The organism is Nostoc sp. UHCC 0252, assembly GCF_034931145.1.
In the GTDB taxonomy this organism is placed as follows: Bacteria; Cyanobacteriota; Cyanobacteriia; order Cyanobacteriales; family Nostocaceae; genus Nostoc.
Genome location: NZ_JAYGHE010000052.1, coordinates 7,352 through 23,422, shown reverse-complemented (window position 1 = coordinate 23,422; position 16,071 = coordinate 7,352). Strand labels below are relative to the sequence as shown.

Below are 16,071 nucleotides of genomic sequence, written 5' to 3'. Positions count from 1 at the left end.
TTGGGAATTGGGAATTGGGGATTGGGGATTGGGAATTGGGAATTGGGAATTGCTCAAGAATCAATAAATAGTTTTTCTTCCCCTGCTCCCCCTGCTCCCTGCTCCCTGCTCCCTGCTCCCTGCCCCCTGCCCCCCTGCCCCCTGCCCCATTCCCTATCTCATAAGTTGCTTTTTCTCAGCCTTGGGATCGCGGGTGGCAACGGCTGCGAGTTCTGCATCCATTAGGGTGCGGCCTGTAGCGGCTAGGTAAACGTCATCAAGGCTGGGGCGAGATTGGGCAATGCCAAAGATGGGCAAGCCAGCAGTATTCAGCGCTTGCTGTATGTTAATGAGAACATCGTTTTGAGGTATCACAACTAAGTTGAGGGAATTACCTTGAGCGCTGTTGATGATCGCTTCTTGCACAAAGGGCAAAGATTGCAAGAGGTTTTTGGCTTTTTCTGCTTCCTCAATGGGGGAAAACTCGCGGATTCGCAAGGTGATGCGATCGCCCCCGACTTGATCTTTTAATTGTGAAGGTGTCCCAGAAGCTATTACCACGCCCCGATCTATAATTGCGACGCGATCGGCTAAAGCGTCAATCTCTTCTAGATAATGGCTGGTAATTACTACCGTTGTCCCAGAGGCGCGTAATTTTCTGAGGAAATCCCATACCACGAAGCGGGTTTCTATGTCAAGTCCTACAGTTGGCTCATCCAATACCAGAACATCTGGTGCATGGAGCAACCCAGCAGCCAAGTCTAGGCGCTTGCGTAAACCACCGGAATAGGTTCCTGTCTTTTTATCGGCGTATTCTTGCAAACCAAGTAAATCTAATACCGTCTCAATGCGTTGTTTGGCTACTGCGCGTGGAAGGTGATAAAGTGCTGCTTGCAATTGCAGCAGTTCTTTTCCAGTTAGCACCTTATCTATAGCTACTTCCTGAGCAACATAGCCTAGTCGTTGTCTTGCCACCCTCGGATTATCCAACACGGAGATGCCAGATACTTCGATTTTGCCAGCATCCGGTGTGGTCAGTGTACACAAGGCACGCAAGGTTGTAGTTTTCCCAGCACCGTTGGGGCCAAGTAAACCAAAGATTTCTCCTGGTTCTACCTGGAAGGAAACATCCTGGACGGCAACCACTGTGCCGTAGCGCTTTTGCAAATTTTGAATGAAAACGGCGGGAGCCATGACAGCTTTTCCCCAACTATACAAATCTCAATAAAGTCTATCCTTATTGTAGAAGGTAGGGAGCAAGGAAATAGCGTATGAGCGAAAATCTCTAAACAAGTTCGCGTCATGCGCTATGCTGCCAAAAATTTCTGACTATTTTAGACAAGCTGCTTGATTGCGTTTGTAGCGAAATAAACCAAATGCTACAGCAATTAATCCTAAACCTGGAAGATTTGCAGGTTCTGGAACCTCAGCATGGGTGGGAGGCTTAGGCGGAGTGTAATACTTCGTTGGGACATCTGGCAGATCGCCATTAAATAGATAGTTGTGAGACTCACCATTTCCTGTCAAAGAAGCTACTACTACGTTGCCGTTAACTTGACCATTATTGAAATTGAAATTAGCTAAAGGAGCAAGAATACTACCCTGGATACCAATTCCACTGGCAGTTAGGTTTGTTGCTTCATAGAAGTTGTAGATCACCTTTTGTTTATCTGTGCCAAGGATATTAAAGCCAAAGTTTTGCAGCGACACATCCTTACCACTGATATTGACGACAATAGTTGAATTTGCATCCCCCTTTATTTCAAAATAGTTTGTCTTGGAGACAGATGAGCCTGCAAGATTAAAAACATTGAAAGCAGTACCACTGCCACTAAGGTTAATAGCACCCCAAGGTTGAACTGTTGTGTTACCAGTAGGAGTCAATGTTGCCAAATATTCAGATAACCCTCGCAGTTCTTTCCCTACTTCATTGAAGTCAATGGGATTGCCCTGACTGAGAGTTCCTTGAGGAAATCCCACATTGCTGGACACATTGGCGCTGCCTCCATAGACAGCATTACCGTGGTAGACTTGACCGTTGCTCAAAGTTAAATTTTGTCCAGCTACAACTACATTGCCGCTATTACCAGAAAGTCTGCTTCCGAGTCCGCCGACGAAATTCACGTTACCGCCAGCAGCAAGTTTTCCTTCAATATCTGTATATTTTTGGGTGATATCTCCCAAAACAAATACATTGTAATCAGAGGCAGCGCCTAACTCAACTGCATTCGCTCTTGCCGAGAAACCCAGCGCTAGAGTGACTACAATCGGGGCTGCTACTAATCCCCAAACATAATATGTTTTTGATTTCATTTTTTGGTTTATTAATCATCAATTATGATCCTATGGGTATAAATCAAAGATGACATTAGTCTGCTAGCTAATTTCATAGAAGTTTCATAGCTGTAGAATTACTGTGTATTTTTGCTTAAGTCCCCTTTAAGCCGCATATTTACTGTTGACTGATTAATTAAAATTTAATCAAAAAGAATTCAGTAGCTAGGATGTTATTTCACCACTTTCAAAGTTTTCAAATTAGTGTCAGTGCAACCACTAATAAATCCACCCATTACTTGAATTTGTTGCAAATAGTTAATGACGGGTTTAGTGATGATTTCTCCCGGCATTAATACAGGAATTCCTGGGGGATAGGGACAGACGATTTCAGCACAGATGCGATCGCTTGTTTGTGCTAAAGGCAATGTTTCACTGACGGCAAAAAAGGCTTCACGAGGAGAAAGATGTAAAGTATAAGCCTGTGTAGTTAAAAGATTTTGCTCATTAGAACTTGTAATCAAGTTGGTTCGGTGATATTCGTTGGCAAGAGTGGTAAAACTTTGTACTAATTGCTCAATATCGGCTGGGGTGTTGCCCAAACTAATGATAAAGGTGAGATGTTGCAGTGAAGCGAATTCAGCCGTGACAGCAAATTTTTCATCAAGAATTTCCTCTGCCTCAAATCCGGTTAAACCTAAACCAGAAACGGTTACAGTTAATCGCGTTTCGTCTAAAGTCATAAAGCTAGGAGATCCCACCAAACCACCTAGAGAAGAAGATCCCCCCAACCCCCCTTGATAAGGGGGGCTAAGAATCTGTAAGACAGATAATCCAGGAATTTGACTGATTTTTGTTCTCGCTTCATTGGCAAGTTGCAATGTGCGAGACATCAGCATTTTTCCGTGGAGTGCCATTTGCTGACGCGCTGCGTCTAGAGAAGCTAAAAGTAAATAACTAGGACTGGTAGATTGTACGAGTTGCAAAGCTTTACTGATGCGATCGCAATCTATCCTGTCACCTTGAATATGCAGCATCGATGCCTGTGTCATTGCACCGAGTACTTTGTGGATGGATTGTACAGTTAAATCAGCACCTGCTGCCAAAGCTGGAGTGGGTAATTCTGGATGAAAGGCAAAGTGTGCGCCGTGTGCCTCATCTACGAGTAGAGGGATATTATGTTGATGTGTGATGTTGGCGATCGCACTCAAATCTCCACAAACGCCGTAATATGTTGGGTAAACTGTCAACACTGCTTTAGCATCGGGATGTTGTTGGAGTGCAGATTCTAAAGCATTGGGCGTGATGCTGTGGGCAATATCTAAAACTGAATCGTATTCAGGATTGAGAAAAATTGGTATTGCACCAGAGAGAATTAAACCTGCGATCGCAGAAGAATGCACATTGCGAGGCAAAATGATTTTATCGCCCGTGCCACAGGTAGCGAGAATTGCCGCTTCAATCCCACAAGTAGAACCATTGACAAGGAACCATGTTTGCGAAGCGCCAAAAGCTGCTGCTGCTAGTTGTTGTGCTTCTTGAATAACGCCTTGGGGTGTAAAGAGATTATCTAAATCTGCTAATTCGGTTAAATCAGCGCGAAAGACAGCTTTGCCAAGTAAGTTAGCCAAAGGTTGAGAAATTCCCTCACCTAGTTTATGTCCTGGAGTGTAAAAAGGTGCATGGAGTCTTGCTGCATTGGTTTTTAAGGCATCTAATAGAGGTGTTTGATTTTGATTGAGCATTAAACAAACAAACCTTAATGATAAAATTTGAAATTTGTTAGGGCATATTCATACACAATGAAATTACCCAACGGCGAGCAAGTAGAGATTCCTACACAAAAACTGATAGGTTATTGTCTAAACCCAGAACATCCGAGTGGGAAACATAAAGCTAGAGTTTTCGCATCAATTTTAGGAATCACACTAGAAAACGCCGATGTTTTGCGTGAACTTATTCAAACAGCAGCAGTTGCAGGTGAAGTTGTTCAGCAAAGTACTACACAATTTGGTCAGCAGTTTAAGGTAGATTGGATAATACCTGATACAGACGGAATCAGGCTGCGGACAATCTGGGAAACTACCGTTAATAATGTTTATCCACGTTTAATTACTGCATTTCTGAAGTTAGATGAAAAAAGTTAAAATTTTAGATACCATTGCTACGCTCAAGCCCATTCCCATTGGGAGATTACAACTAGTGGAAGAAGATTATATTTCTATCGAAAGCTTACCTAGTGGGCAAGTTGGAACAATTGTAGAAGTGTATGAGCAAGAAGAAGAATATCATTATTTAGTTGAGTTTGCTGATACCCAAGGCTCTGAATATGCAATGGCGACTTTGAGAGCAGATGAAATCTTAGTTTTACATTATGATTTGGCAATTGCTTAAATTTTTACCAAAATACTATGCTTGCGTTAAAATCCGTAAGTCCTGTGTAGCTGACTAGATGAGACCTTATCATCAAATCCCGATTTTCGAGTGTGGTGAACCGCTAACGGCGATTCCTTTAGAATTGTTTGCGGTGGAATCTCCCCATCCTTATGAAAAATTAGGTGCGCCTTATGGCGATCGCTCCCCCTATTATCTCCGTCAAAGCGTTATTGAAAATTTGATCCAAGCACAAAATTACCTTGATGTTCTGCATCCCAACTGGCGTATTCAAATTTTTGATGCTTATCGTCCAGTAGCAGTCCAGCAGTTTATGGTAGATTACAGCTTCGCCCAAGCAGTGCAGGATAGAGGACTGACTGAGGTGGAGTTATCACCAAACCAACGCCAAGAGGTTTGGGAAGCGGTTTATACAATTTGGGCTGTGCCAAGTTTAGATGAAAAAACTCCCCCTCCTCACAGTACAGGTGCAGCAGTGGATGTGACGCTGGTAAATGATGTAGGGCAAATAGTAAATATGGGTTCGCCGATTGATGAAATGTCAGAGCGATCGCATCCCAATTATTATGCCAATAGCGATCACCCAGAAGCACAACAGTATGATGCTCACCGTCAGCTGTTGCAAGATGTAATGTTAAAAGCAGGGTTTCAACGCAATCCCAGAGAGTGGTGGCATTTTTCTGTTGGCGATCAAATGTGGGCTTGGCTGAATAATCAATCCAATCCAGCCAATCCTGTCACAGCATGTTATGGGCGTATTGCATAGATACTTTCTTTATGCATCTAAAGGATTCAGTTCCTTTAACTCGTCAGTAGTGTAAGTACCAATGGGAGTCCAAACTAGATAGGGAAGGAGTAACAGCGCCGCCATTAAAGAAATCGGCAAAACGCAAATTGCGAGGACAACACCTGAAATCAAACCAACTAGCCCAAGAACTTCCCCAATTTTGAGGCTGCGAAACCTCAACATTGTAGGTATATAGGCGACGGTGATAATTTCTACCAAAAGGTAGAAAGCCATTAGTAGCCAAGTAATTGGGCTTCCGGGATTTTTTTCCCAGACAATATAAGCTGAAGCTGCACCGCAAATAAAAATTACAGTCCAGATAATTGGAATCAACGGTTCAAAAACTAGCCAACGAGGGCGACTTAAGTTTGCAAACCATTTAACATCACGCGGCGTGATGAAGAAACTACCAAGGGCGACGAAAAAAGTTACAGCCCCGATTATTATCCAAGATGGAATCATAATGCACTCAAGTTTTGTGTATTTTGTCAATTCATACACTGCAAGTTTGACAATTTAGACCACAGCTTTAATCATTCCCTGGTGCGAATCTTAGGCATCTTGAGGATTGAGACCGATCATCTGCCAAGTGGTATAAGTACCAATGGGACTCCAGAGCAAATAAGGAATTAATAGCAATGCTGCCCAACCAGAAATACTTAAAACTGCAAGTATCAATAAAGCACAAATTATAAAACCTGTACCACCGAGAATTGTGCCCACTTTCAGACTACGAAGCCGAAACATTACAGGTGTATAGGCTATGGTTACAATTTCTAATAGCAGATATAAACCCATGATTAACCAGGTTGAGGTGCTTCCTGGATCTCTTTCCCAGACAATATAAGCTGACCAAGCACCGCAAATAAATATTACAGTCCAGATAATGGGAATCGCACCCTCAAAAGTTAACCATCTTGGTCGTTGTAAGCGCTTGAACCATTGGCGATCGCTAGGCGTAATCACGTTAGCGGCTAAAGCAACCAAGAAAGCCACGCCCCCAATTACCATCCAAGATTTAATCATGCCCGTTAGTCCTTTACAAGCGCTATTTATCGCTTAATATCATTCTTTATAGTGCGATTTTGTCAATTTAGTTGCTATTTACTCATCATCCCAGAGTTTGAAACCTTTACATCGTTTGGCATGATTTTAAATTATGGCGTTGAGCATTGGGCATTGCTTATTTTTCCCCCTGACCCCCGCTCCCTTACCCCCTGCTCCCTTACCCCCCACTCCCTACTCCCTGCTCCCCACCCCCTACTCCCCACGAGTTTTGCTACCAACGAAAGGACTTTTGAAACATCCTCCTAAACCCACTTCTCCCATATCTTGAGGTTAGGTCTAATTATTCTAATTTTTATCTAAAGATTAAGTTTAAAGGCAGTTTCTTATTACTTATGACAGTTACTTTAAATCATTCTCTTGGGAGAAAGTATATATACTTAATAACTGAGGTTCAAAGCATGGACTCAACAGGTAAGGTTCAAACTGTGGATTCGTCCTGGTCTATTCCACTGCCGTTGGAAGAGTATGCAATGAGCCGAGTAACTGTATACTTTTATAGCGACAGATGGGTTCCAATTAAATACTGTTCTTTGAAAAAGGCAATTTTGCTTCACCAGAAGGCAAACTTAGAAGGCAAGGAAATTTTATTATTTCCTGTTAATCTAGACCCAAATCAACACTCAAACTCTTTTAACTAAAATGCATTGAGTCCGGCTATTTTTCAAATATCTTGGCAACAAATTAATCTGCTACAAAGGCGTATTTATGTACGCCTTTACTTATAAATGGCATTGAAATGTTTACTCGTATTATTTAAGTCAAAAGACACGTTATCATATCATGTCCGGCAAATTACTTGTAATATGTCATTGCGAGTGCAACGAAGTGGAATGAAGCAATCGCAAGGCTTTTGGGATTGCTTCTCTTCGTATCCTGCGGGAACGCCAAGGGCGGTACGCAATGACAATTATTTAACCGGACATGATATCAAAGAATCATCTAGGCTTTCTTATCGCACCAATGGGCTTTTATTTGCCGCTACTGAATTGACAGTTTGTTCAATTCTCTTTAACCTTGTTTCTGGACGCTTTGCACTTTCAATCCAAAAAAGAATATTCTTTTTGGATGAGTTATTAAATGCCTCAAAATTATCCTTGGCAGTTGTGTTTACTTCTAACGCCTGCTTTAAATCTGAGGGAATAATCAATGCTTCGATCGCATCTAAAAAGTTCCATGAACCATTTTGTTTTGCAGCTTCAATTTTTTCCAGACCAACTGTAGTCATCAAGCCTTGTTCTATAAGTTGTTCAATATATTGTTTATTTAATTTTGACCAACCGCTTTTCGGTTTTCGAGGTGTAAATATTTGCATATAACGTTCTTCATCTAAGGATTTAATTTTACTGTCAATCCAACCAAAACATAAGGCTTCTTTTACAGCTTCGCTATATCGAACACTTGGTTTACCACTTTTTACTTTGTAGTAAATGAGCCACACACCAAGAGAGGTGCGATGGTTCTCTTCTAACCATTTCCGCCATTCTTCGCGGCTTTGAGGGCAGAAAGTGGAAAATTCATTATTAAGTTTGGATACACCAGCAATCTTACTTTTACTGAGATTTATCTCTGTATTTGGCTGCATATGTTTTATATTCAATACGTAATTGATGCAAAACTTTCATCTCCTCTAAAATCGTTTGGCCATAAGAATCAAATACTGGCTTCTTTGATAGCCATGCTTGGTGTAAAAAGCCTCTGCTTGTCCATCCTTGTTAGTTAATAGATAAACCTCAGTAACTTCCATCGCGGTTAGAGTATCCATTAATTGGTTAAGTAGCTTTGTGCCAATTCCTTGATGCTGCTTATGAGGTTGGACACAAATTTCTTCTAGATAAAAGCTTTTACTTTTTGGCCCTTGCTTACAATAACCTGCCACGAATCCTAACAGTTCATCCTGTTTGAATACAAATCCAACAAAACCCGGTGTATTCAGAATTTCAAATAACTTTGCTCTTGCAGTCTCGAAAGTCCATTGCTCGTTCCAAGGTTCACTATTGAACACTTCAACATATAGATGAGCGCACTTGTCAAGATATTCAGTAGTAAAGATTTGAATTTCTTCTAACATCAAACCAACCCAGAACGTAATGCAACGACTGCTGCTTGCACGCGATCGTCTACTGCTAATTTATTCATAATCCCTCGGACGTGAGTTTTGATAGTGTTGGGACTGAGATAGAGTTTTTCGGCAATTTCTGGATTACTCAACCCGTCTACCATCAGTTTCAACACTTCTAACTCGCGTCCAGATAAATTAGCGTTGTTGGTGGTGGGTGAGGGCGGTTTGAGATTATCAATTACTCGCCGCGCAATTTGGGGATCGAGATAAGCTGCACCATCAACTGCGGCTGCGATCGCACTTAACAATCGTTCCACACTTGCACCTTTAATACAATACGCATCTGCACCGCTAGATAGTGCCGCAATAATTTCTGTCTCTGTTTGATGAGATGTCAGCATTACCACATGAGTTGCTGGCAATGCCGCCTTAATTTGCTGTGTCGCTGCAATGCCATCCAATCGCGGCAATCCTATATCCATAACCACTAAATCGGGTTTCAGTTGCAGTGCAGCTTGAACTCCCAAATAACCATCTTCTGCTTGTCCAACAATCTCTAACTGCGGATGAGCCATTAACGATTGCTCTAATCCCAGTTGCATCATCGGATCGTCTTCGACAATTAACACGCGCAACGGCGGAGCATTGGCTGGTAAATTCAAGGGATAGCGAGTATCTAAAGACATTTTTATTTACTTATTAAGAGTCATTATTCACTTGTCCTTTGTCCTTTGCCTTTTTGACCAATGACCAATGACCAATGACTAATGACTAATTTATTCTTCCACCCGATAGCCTAACTCTGCTAAACTGAGGCGCGACTGTCTCCATTTTGGCTGAACTTTGACAAATAATTCGAGGTAAACTTTACCAGAAATTAACTTTTGGATTTGTTCGCGGGCTTCACTACCAATTGCTTTGAGCATCGCTCCGCCTTTGCCAATGAGTATGCCTTTTTGGGAATCGCGCTCAACGTTGATGGTAGCAAGTATCCGGGTAATGCTGGGAGTTTCTTCTACTAAGTCAATAGCGATCGCTACTGAATGGGGTACTTCTTCACGAGTCAATAATAAAATTTGTTCTCGGATTAATTCACCCATAATAAAGCGTTCTGGCTGGTCTGTTACCAAATCTGGTGGGTAGTATAACGGCCCAATTTCCAAATGCTCAATTAATAATTCTTGAAGTTGCGGTAATCCGGCGCTCGTCTTGGCAGAAAATTTTACGATTTCCCATTCATGGGACTGGGCCATCTGAGCGTAACTATCATCTATAAACTGAGAATCAGACGGTTGTTGGTCGATTTTGTTCACGCCCAAAATCACCGGTGTTTTGCTACGACACAGCAATTCGGCAATATAGCGATCGCCCGATCCACAAGCTACCGCTCCATCTACCACAAACAGTATTACATCTACCGATTCAATGGCAATTTTGGCATTTTGCACCAATACTTCGCCCAATTGATGATGGGGCTTATGAATTCCTGGCGTATCTACAAAAATTAACTGCGCTTCTGGTGTAGTTAAAATGCCGCGTAAACGGTTACGTGTTGTTTGTGCTACAGGGGAAGTTATGGCAATTTTTTGTCCGACTAATTGATTCATCAGAGTAGATTTACCGACATTGGGACGACCAACAATGCCGATAAAACCTGATTTAAATTCAGGAGGAGCCTGTGGAATTGTAACTTCTCCTGAAAAAGAGAAGTTGTAATTTTCAATACTAGTCACCTTTGGCTCCACCCTCATATTTTACAGCTGGGATAACTTGGTTTTTTCTTAGACACAAAACGAGCATAAAATTACCCTGGCATTTTTAGGGATTTTTTTGCCGAGGTTTAATCTACTACTGGCTCTACACTTATATTTTACAGCTGAGATAACCTTAGTTGTAGAATTCAGGAGTCAGAATTCAGTATTCAGAATATTAAAAAAATTAAACTTAAAATTGACCTGATTTTGTCGGTAATTAAACCAAAGCCAGATAAATTCTGACTCCTGGCTCCTGAGTTCTGAATTCTTAGATTTTATTTTGTTTTTAGATACAAAAGAAACATAAAATTACTTTGGCATTTACAAGCAGGACTTTTGCTTTCGGTTTAATCTGCTGCGAATGTCTTAAGTTTCATCAACTATTAAATATATTTGGATCAAAATGTCAATAAAAGGTATGGGAGAACCCAAACGCATTGGAATTCTTACCAGTGGAGGTGATTGTTCTGGCTTAAATGCTGTGATTAGGGCTGTAGTGAATTGCGCTGTGGATACTTACGGCTGGGAGGTTTTGGGAATTCGTCAAGCGACTGTAGGATTAATGGCACGTCCGCCACAATTTACCAAACTGGAAGTTGATCAAGTTGACTCACTGTTAACTGCGGGTGGCACAATGTTGGGGACAACCAATAAAGGTGATCCTTTTGCTTTTCCAATGGCGGATGGTAGTTTATGCGATCGCTCCGAAGAAATCATTGCAGGTTATCATGAGCTAGGTTTAGACGCTTTGATTGGTATTGGCGGTGATGGTAGTTTGGCAATTCTCCGTCGCCTCGCCCAACAAGGTGGCATTAATCTAGTTGGTATCCCTAAAACCATTGATAACGATATTGGCGTTACTGAACACGCCATTGGTTTTGATACAGCAGTCAATATTGCCACAGAAGCATTAGATAGGTTGCATTTTACTGCTGCAAGTCATAGCCGAGTCATGATTTTAGAAGTGATGGGGCGTGATGCCGGACACATAGCAATAGCTGCGGGAATTGCGGGGGGAGCAAATGTAATTTTAATTCCCGAAATTCCTTACACAGTTGAGCATATTTGCCACAAAATCAAAGAACGCCAAGAGAAAGGCAAAAACTATTGTTTGATAATTGTTTCCGAAGCGGTTCGTACCCACGATGGGGAAAATGTGACGATTACAAATCGCTTAGGTCAATCTCGATACGGTGGAATTGGCGAGTATTTAGCAGATAAAATTATTGAACACATTGGTGTAGAAACGCGAGTCACTGTTTTAGGACACATTCAACGGGGTGGAACTGCTTCACCACTAGATAGATTAGTTGCAACTGCTTTTGGCGTAGCGGCGGTTAATCTAATTGCAGAGGGTAAATACGATCGCATGGTGACATGGCAAAATCGCCAAGTATTAAGTGTACCAATTACCGAAGCGATCGCTCAATATAGTGCCGTCGATCCCAATGGTACTTTAGTTAAAACTGCTCGTGGTATGAGTATTTATTTGGGAGACTAAACTCAATACTGTTCGGTTAAGGGAAGAGACGCGATGAATCGCCGTCTCTACAATAATTAGTTTTTTGTAGAGACGGCGATTCATCGCGTCTTTGTGATGACAATTACATGAACATCTATGCCCAATGCCCCATGCTCTAACTCACAATTCCCAGTACAAACTCACCTTCATTTACAGCTTGATTTGTTGCGACATCATAAACTAATCCATCATGTTGAGCGCAGACATCAATTACAGTAGGTAGTTGACCTTCTTTATTAAAACTGAGAATTTGATACAATTTTTCTCCAGCTTTGACTGTGCTACCTAATTCGATTCTGGATTGAATCATACCACCTGCGATCGCATAATATTTTTTCCGGTTGCTGCTAGATGCAAAAGTCATCTCATGGGTTTTTGTGTCATCCGATAAATTAGGACTTTGCAGCACACCTTTTTGCGCTAAATAGTTTTTCACACCCCGTACACCTTTAGCAACTGAATCAGGGTTCATTTGCATTCCTGCTCCTAATTCGAGCGTCCAAGCTTCCACATCAAACTTGATTTCTCTACCCAACTCTTTAAAACAAGCTTCCAGTGCTAACCAAGGTTTGATAAAAGCTTCATCAAAAGCATCACCATCATATTTATCAAGCAATATTCCGAAATCAAGTAGGAAGTATTTTGCACTGTCTTCTTGATTTCGGAAGTAATAAACGTAGTCTAATGCTTGATTGGTAGAACTATGTAAATCAATTAAGTAATCTGCATCTAAACTGAGATTTTGTAGCTTGTAAGCAAAAAGCTCAGTGTAAGGGACACCACTAGAAGAATTAATTTTTTCTAAAGTTTTTGCGAATTGTTGCTTAATTATAGTTAGATAATTTTGTCGAATGACCTTTAGATCACTATGAAGTTGAGATTTAGTAAAAGCTACTAAATCATCAGCTTCTTTCTCATAATCCCAAAATATGCGATTCCAGTCTTTAGCTTCATAAAGGCAGTGTCGCCCAGGGGAGAAATGATGAGCGCGTTCATTTGTCCCCATTGGATTACAAACGGGAACTAGCCAAATTTCTCCAGTTAAATCTGTATCATTTATTGTTAATAAAAACTCAATTAGCTGGTGAATAACGGCATTCCCAGCAATCTCTGCACCATGCAGATTAGATTGAATGTAAACCTTTTTACCAACTTTAGCGCCGATGAATTTGTATAGTTGTAAGTAAAGGCGATCGCCCGAAGCCATTTGACGTAATACAATGCTTTCAATAACTGGCAGCATGAAACAACTCAGTGATGATTTGAGTAAATTATCGCTGTATCTGTACTGAATTAAAAGCCTAGTAGAAAATTTCATTAAATTCTCCGCGTTCCTCTGCGCTTACCTCTGCGCCCCTTTGCGTTTAAATTTAACCTCTCAATTCGCCACGATTTGACGCAAATTAGCTGATTTCATTTGCGTAATCAGCTAACCTCTGCGTGAATGACTAAGATAAGGTAGCATCTAAACTAGTGTTGGCGGTAGCTATGGCGCAGAATTGGTTGCGGATTACGCATCAAAACGACAAAATCCAACTTTCTTGGCAACGCGGATATGAAAGTCCTCGTTTTGCGTCAGAAGTCGCCTTCCAGCAACCCTTCGATGAAGAAAACGCGGCTGAGTTACGCTGGTATTTAGAAGATTATCTAAAGTTTCCTTACGGTATTTTTCCAGATAACGCTGTAAAAATTGAACAAAAATTACAGCTTTGGGGACAACAGCTATTTGAGCTAGTATTTCGCAGTACAGAGAAAGGAAGAGAGTTTTTTCAAGAAGCGACACGGGAAGGGCTAGATAACTGTGAACTGGGCATCATTTCTGATAACGCCGAAGTGCTGAATTTACCTTGGGAGTTGCTATATTCCCCCGATTATCAATTTCTTGCACCTTCACTGGCGGGGATGTATCGCAGTCTCAGCAGTCAGGGCGTAAAAGCACCATTGCCAGCAATGCCCGATGACCAATTGAATATTTTACTAGTTATTGCCCGTCCTGACGATCAGCAAGATGTTGGGTTTAAAACCATTGCCCGTCCACTGCTGGCGGCGCTGCAACCGATACGTCAGCGAGTCAATCTTAAGGTATTGCGTCCCCCTAGCCTGAAGGCATTTGAAGCAGAACTGCAAGCGAATAAGGGTTTTTATCATATCGTCCATTTTGATGGACATGGGAATTTTGACAGCGAGACACAGGGAGTTTTAGTCTTTGAGGATGAACAGGGAAATGAGCAAACTGTCAGCGCTAGAGAAATTGCCCAATATTTAACAGATTGCCGCGTGCCTATTTTTGTGCTGAATGCTTGCCAGTCTGGACAAGTAGGCGAAGAAGCCTTTTCTTCTGTGGCGGGACAGTTGGTGAAGTTGGGGGCTAAGGGTGTGGTAGCGATGGCGTATTCAGTTTACGCCAAAGGTGCAGAACACTTTATTGGGCGGTTGTATGGGGAATTAGTCAGGGGAGAGTGTATCGCCACAGCCGTTGCATCTGGGCGTAAGTCCATGTCTATTGACAAAATGCGCCCCAGTCCCAAAGGAAATTTACCTTTACAAGATTGGCTTGTGCCGGTGTTGTATCAGCAGGAACCTTATACGCCTTTTGTTCCTAAAAAGACAGCACCCAGTTTTGCCGATTTGATGACGCAAGCAGACAACACCCCAGAAAGTAGCAAAGCTGTAGGTTTACCTGATGAAAGTGCTTATGGTTTTATTGGGCGGGATTATGAGATTTTGCGTTTAGAGAGAGCGTTTCGGCAAAATCATCTGGTTTTGGTGCAGGGAATGGGCGGTGTTGGTAAAACTGAGTTAGCCGCAGGTTTCGCCCGGTGGTTGGATGACACTCAAGGACGTACTGGCGGTATGTTCTTCACCTCTTTTGAACAGGGTGCGGGGTTGAGTCAGGTAATTAACCAAATTGGTAGGGCGTTAGGCGGTGAGAGATTTTCCCAAATGATGCCAGATAAGCAAGAAGATGTAGTGCGGCAATATCTGCAAACTAATCCTTGCTTGTTGATTTGGGATAACTTTGAACCTGTCAACGGTTTCCCTACGGGGAATGAACCATTATTGAGTGGGGAAGAAAGAAACAAACTGAAGCGGTTTCTTAAGGAATTGCGGGGTGGTAAATCTTGGGTATTAATTACCAGTCGCCGCGAAGAAGCTTGGTTGGATTGTGGGTATAGTTTAATCAATTTGCGGGGGTTGTCTCAAGCGGATGCCCAAGAGTTAGCCGCAAAGATTTTGCAAACGGTGGGTGTAGAGAGAAAGAACCTGTCAGCAGAGTATTTGGAATTGTTGAAATTGTTGGGGGGACATCCCTTGTCATTGCGGGTGGTGTTGCCGCATTTAAAGACGCAGACACCTGTGCAGTTAATTGAGGCGCTGCGGCGGGGGTTGGATACTTTTAGGGGACAAGAGGAAGAAGGGAGAGAAAAATCTCTTACTGTGTCGTTGGATTATTCTTTTGCGAAGTTGTCGGAACGAACACGTAAGCATTTACCATTTTTGGCACTGTTTTCGGAACGGGTTGATGCAGATTGGCTGCATCTGTTTTCAAAAAATCCTGATGATAGCAATGGACAAGCTTATCGGGCGGTGTTTGGGGAGAACTTGCAAAAACCAGATTGGTTGCAGATTCTCAACGAAGCCGCCGCCGCAGGTATTGTGGAATATTTGTTGGGTGAGAGTATCTACAAAATTCACCCAGCACTACCTTGGTATTTGCGCCAGCAGTTAAACACAATTACTTCCCAGGAGGTGATTAACGAACTCGAAAAAAAGTTGCTGATTTTTTACGCAGTGTTGGCTGAAAACTACCGTGAGAAAATCATTAGCAACGCAGAACTAGCAACTTTTGTGCTGCGGGTGGAAGAACCAAATCTGTTGCAAAATCTTCGCCTTGCTGAACATCAGCAGGAATGGGCTTATGCACAATGGATTCTGCAAGCCTTGGGAGAAGTGTATAAGCGGATAGGGCGCAAACCCGAATTTAAGTCATTGCGACAACGGACGCTGAAGCATATTGGTATTCACTTGGCAGATGCAAAAGCAAAGGGTGAAGATGCTCTGGATTTCTGGATGTATCTGCGGGGTATAGATGCCAATGAAGCCGCTCAAAGTGCTGACTTGGAAGGAGCGAGGAAAGTCTATCAAGAAATTCTGGAGGAACTGATAGCTGTAAATGACTCCTCAGTGAATGACAAAATTGCCAGTGCTAATCATAATTTAGGCTATATTGCCC

At 42.1% G+C, this 16,071-nt stretch carries 15 protein-coding genes; 5 read left to right on the top strand and 10 right to left on the bottom strand.

What is annotated here, in order from left to right; all coding sequences use genetic code 11:
- Positions 1–153 precede the first annotated feature (153 nt).
- From VB732_RS24345 to VB732_RS24335, 3 genes are all read right to left on the bottom strand, one after another.
- Positions 154–1,173, bottom strand: coding sequence for an ABC transporter ATP-binding protein (locus VB732_RS24345; RefSeq protein WP_323233468.1), 1,020 nt, complete (start codon positions 1,171–1,173; stop codon positions 154–156).
- Positions 1,174–1,308: 135 nt separating this feature from the next.
- Positions 1,309–2,292 (bottom strand): choice-of-anchor A family protein, encoded by a 984-nt coding sequence (locus VB732_RS24340; protein WP_323233467.1) that lies wholly within the window; start codon positions 2,290–2,292, stop codon positions 1,309–1,311.
- A 194-nt stretch (positions 2,293–2,486) separates the two neighbouring features.
- On the bottom strand, positions 2,487–3,998 hold the full coding sequence (locus tag VB732_RS24335) for an aminotransferase class I/II-fold pyridoxal phosphate-dependent enzyme (RefSeq protein WP_323233466.1): 1,512 nt from the start codon (positions 3,996–3,998) through the stop codon (positions 2,487–2,489).
- Between the two features lie 57 nt (positions 3,999–4,055).
- Between VB732_RS24335 and VB732_RS24330 the strand changes: the two genes are divergently transcribed.
- The 3 genes from VB732_RS24330 to VB732_RS24320 are packed head-to-tail and all read left to right on the top strand — an operon-like array spanning position 4,056 to position 5,413.
- On the top strand, positions 4,056–4,400 hold the full coding sequence (locus VB732_RS24330) for a DUF6883 domain-containing protein (RefSeq protein WP_323233465.1): 345 nt from the start codon (positions 4,056–4,058) through the stop codon (positions 4,398–4,400).
- Entirely contained in the window at positions 4,387–4,647 is a 261-nt protein-coding gene (locus tag VB732_RS24325) for a DUF4926 domain-containing protein (RefSeq protein ID WP_323233464.1), read from the top strand. Before VB732_RS24330 ends, VB732_RS24325 begins: the two co-directional genes overlap by 14 nt.
- Before the next feature lie 58 nt (positions 4,648–4,705).
- Positions 4,706–5,413 carry a M15 family metallopeptidase gene (locus tag VB732_RS24320; protein ID WP_323233463.1) on the top strand — a complete coding sequence of 236 codons (708 nt, stop codon included), beginning with the start codon at positions 4,706–4,708 and terminating at the stop codon, positions 5,411–5,413.
- 9 nt (positions 5,414–5,422) lie between these two features.
- On the opposite strand, the gene VB732_RS24315 is transcribed toward VB732_RS24320, so the two are convergent.
- The 6 genes from VB732_RS24315 to era form a co-directional block, all read right to left on the bottom strand.
- A complete protein-coding gene (locus VB732_RS24315; RefSeq protein ID WP_323233462.1) occupies positions 5,423–5,896 on the bottom strand; it encodes a TspO/MBR family protein in 474 nt (157 codons plus the stop codon).
- 90 nt (positions 5,897–5,986) lie between these two features.
- The gene (locus VB732_RS24310) at positions 5,987–6,460 is read right to left on the bottom strand and encodes a TspO/MBR family protein (protein ID WP_323233461.1); all 474 of its coding nucleotides are present in this window, start codon (positions 6,458–6,460) and stop codon (positions 5,987–5,989) included.
- A gap of 991 nt (positions 6,461–7,451) precedes the next feature.
- Positions 7,452–8,084, bottom strand: coding sequence for a YdeI/OmpD-associated family protein (locus tag VB732_RS24305; RefSeq protein WP_323233460.1), 633 nt, complete (start codon positions 8,082–8,084; stop codon positions 7,452–7,454).
- A 45-nt stretch (positions 8,085–8,129) separates the two neighbouring features.
- Positions 8,130–8,570, bottom strand: a complete 441-nt coding sequence (locus VB732_RS24300; RefSeq protein ID WP_323233459.1) for a GNAT family N-acetyltransferase — start codon at positions 8,568–8,570, stop codon at positions 8,130–8,132.
- The gene (locus VB732_RS24295) at positions 8,570–9,247 is read right to left on the bottom strand and encodes a response regulator (protein WP_190912184.1); all 678 of its coding nucleotides are present in this window, start codon (positions 9,245–9,247) and stop codon (positions 8,570–8,572) included. The genes VB732_RS24300 and VB732_RS24295 overlap by 1 nt, the downstream gene beginning before the upstream one ends.
- A gap of 90 nt (positions 9,248–9,337) precedes the next feature.
- Positions 9,338–10,312 carry a GTPase Era gene (gene era, locus VB732_RS24290; RefSeq protein WP_323233458.1) on the bottom strand — a complete coding sequence of 325 codons (975 nt, stop codon included), beginning with the start codon at positions 10,310–10,312 and terminating at the stop codon, positions 9,338–9,340.
- 421 nt (positions 10,313–10,733) lie between these two features.
- On the opposite strand from era, the gene VB732_RS24285 reads away from it, so the two are divergent.
- On the top strand, positions 10,734–11,816 hold the full coding sequence (locus VB732_RS24285) for an ATP-dependent 6-phosphofructokinase (RefSeq protein ID WP_323233497.1): 1,083 nt from the start codon (positions 10,734–10,736) through the stop codon (positions 11,814–11,816).
- A gap of 136 nt (positions 11,817–11,952) precedes the next feature.
- Here VB732_RS24285 and VB732_RS24280 read toward each other — a convergent pair whose 3' ends face one another.
- Positions 11,953–13,080 (bottom strand): succinylglutamate desuccinylase/aspartoacylase family protein, encoded by a 1,128-nt coding sequence (locus VB732_RS24280; protein ID WP_323233457.1) that lies wholly within the window; start codon positions 13,078–13,080, stop codon positions 11,953–11,955.
- A 245-nt stretch (positions 13,081–13,325) separates the two neighbouring features.
- Between VB732_RS24280 and VB732_RS24275 the strand changes: the two genes are divergently transcribed.
- On the top strand, positions 13,326–16,071 hold a 2,746-nt coding region (locus VB732_RS24275; RefSeq protein WP_323233456.1), incomplete at its 3' end, for a CHAT domain-containing protein.

Excerpts from the sequence above, each read along its gene's own strand:
- VB732_RS24345 (WP_323233468.1), bottom strand. The coding sequence starts at position 1,173 with ATGGCTCCCGCCGTTTTCATTCAAAATTTGCAAAAGCGCTACGGCACA.
- VB732_RS24340 (WP_323233467.1), bottom strand. The coding sequence starts at position 2,292 with ATGAAATCAAAAACATATTATGTTTGGGGATTAGTAGCAGCCCCGATT.
- VB732_RS24335 (WP_323233466.1), bottom strand. The coding sequence starts at position 3,998 with ATGCTCAATCAAAATCAAACACCTCTATTAGATGCCTTAAAAACCAAT.
- VB732_RS24330 (WP_323233465.1), top strand. The coding sequence starts at position 4,056 with ATGAAATTACCCAACGGCGAGCAAGTAGAGATTCCTACACAAAAACTG.
- VB732_RS24325 (WP_323233464.1), top strand. The coding sequence starts at position 4,387 with ATGAAAAAAGTTAAAATTTTAGATACCATTGCTACGCTCAAGCCCATT.
- VB732_RS24320 (WP_323233463.1), top strand. The coding sequence starts at position 4,706 with ATGAGACCTTATCATCAAATCCCGATTTTCGAGTGTGGTGAACCGCTA.
- VB732_RS24315 (WP_323233462.1), bottom strand. The coding sequence starts at position 5,896 with ATGATTCCATCTTGGATAATAATCGGGGCTGTAACTTTTTTCGTCGCC.
- VB732_RS24310 (WP_323233461.1), bottom strand. The coding sequence starts at position 6,460 with ATGATTAAATCTTGGATGGTAATTGGGGGCGTGGCTTTCTTGGTTGCT.
- VB732_RS24305 (WP_323233460.1), bottom strand. The coding sequence starts at position 8,084 with ATGCAGCCAAATACAGAGATAAATCTCAGTAAAAGTAAGATTGCTGGT.
- VB732_RS24300 (WP_323233459.1), bottom strand. The coding sequence starts at position 8,570 with ATGTTAGAAGAAATTCAAATCTTTACTACTGAATATCTTGACAAGTGC.
- VB732_RS24295 (WP_190912184.1), bottom strand. The coding sequence starts at position 9,247 with ATGTCTTTAGATACTCGCTATCCCTTGAATTTACCAGCCAATGCTCCG.
- era (WP_323233458.1), bottom strand. The coding sequence starts at position 10,312 with ATGAGGGTGGAGCCAAAGGTGACTAGTATTGAAAATTACAACTTCTCT.
- VB732_RS24285 (WP_323233497.1), top strand. The coding sequence starts at position 10,734 with ATGGGAGAACCCAAACGCATTGGAATTCTTACCAGTGGAGGTGATTGT.
- VB732_RS24280 (WP_323233457.1), bottom strand. The coding sequence starts at position 13,080 with ATGCTGCCAGTTATTGAAAGCATTGTATTACGTCAAATGGCTTCGGGC.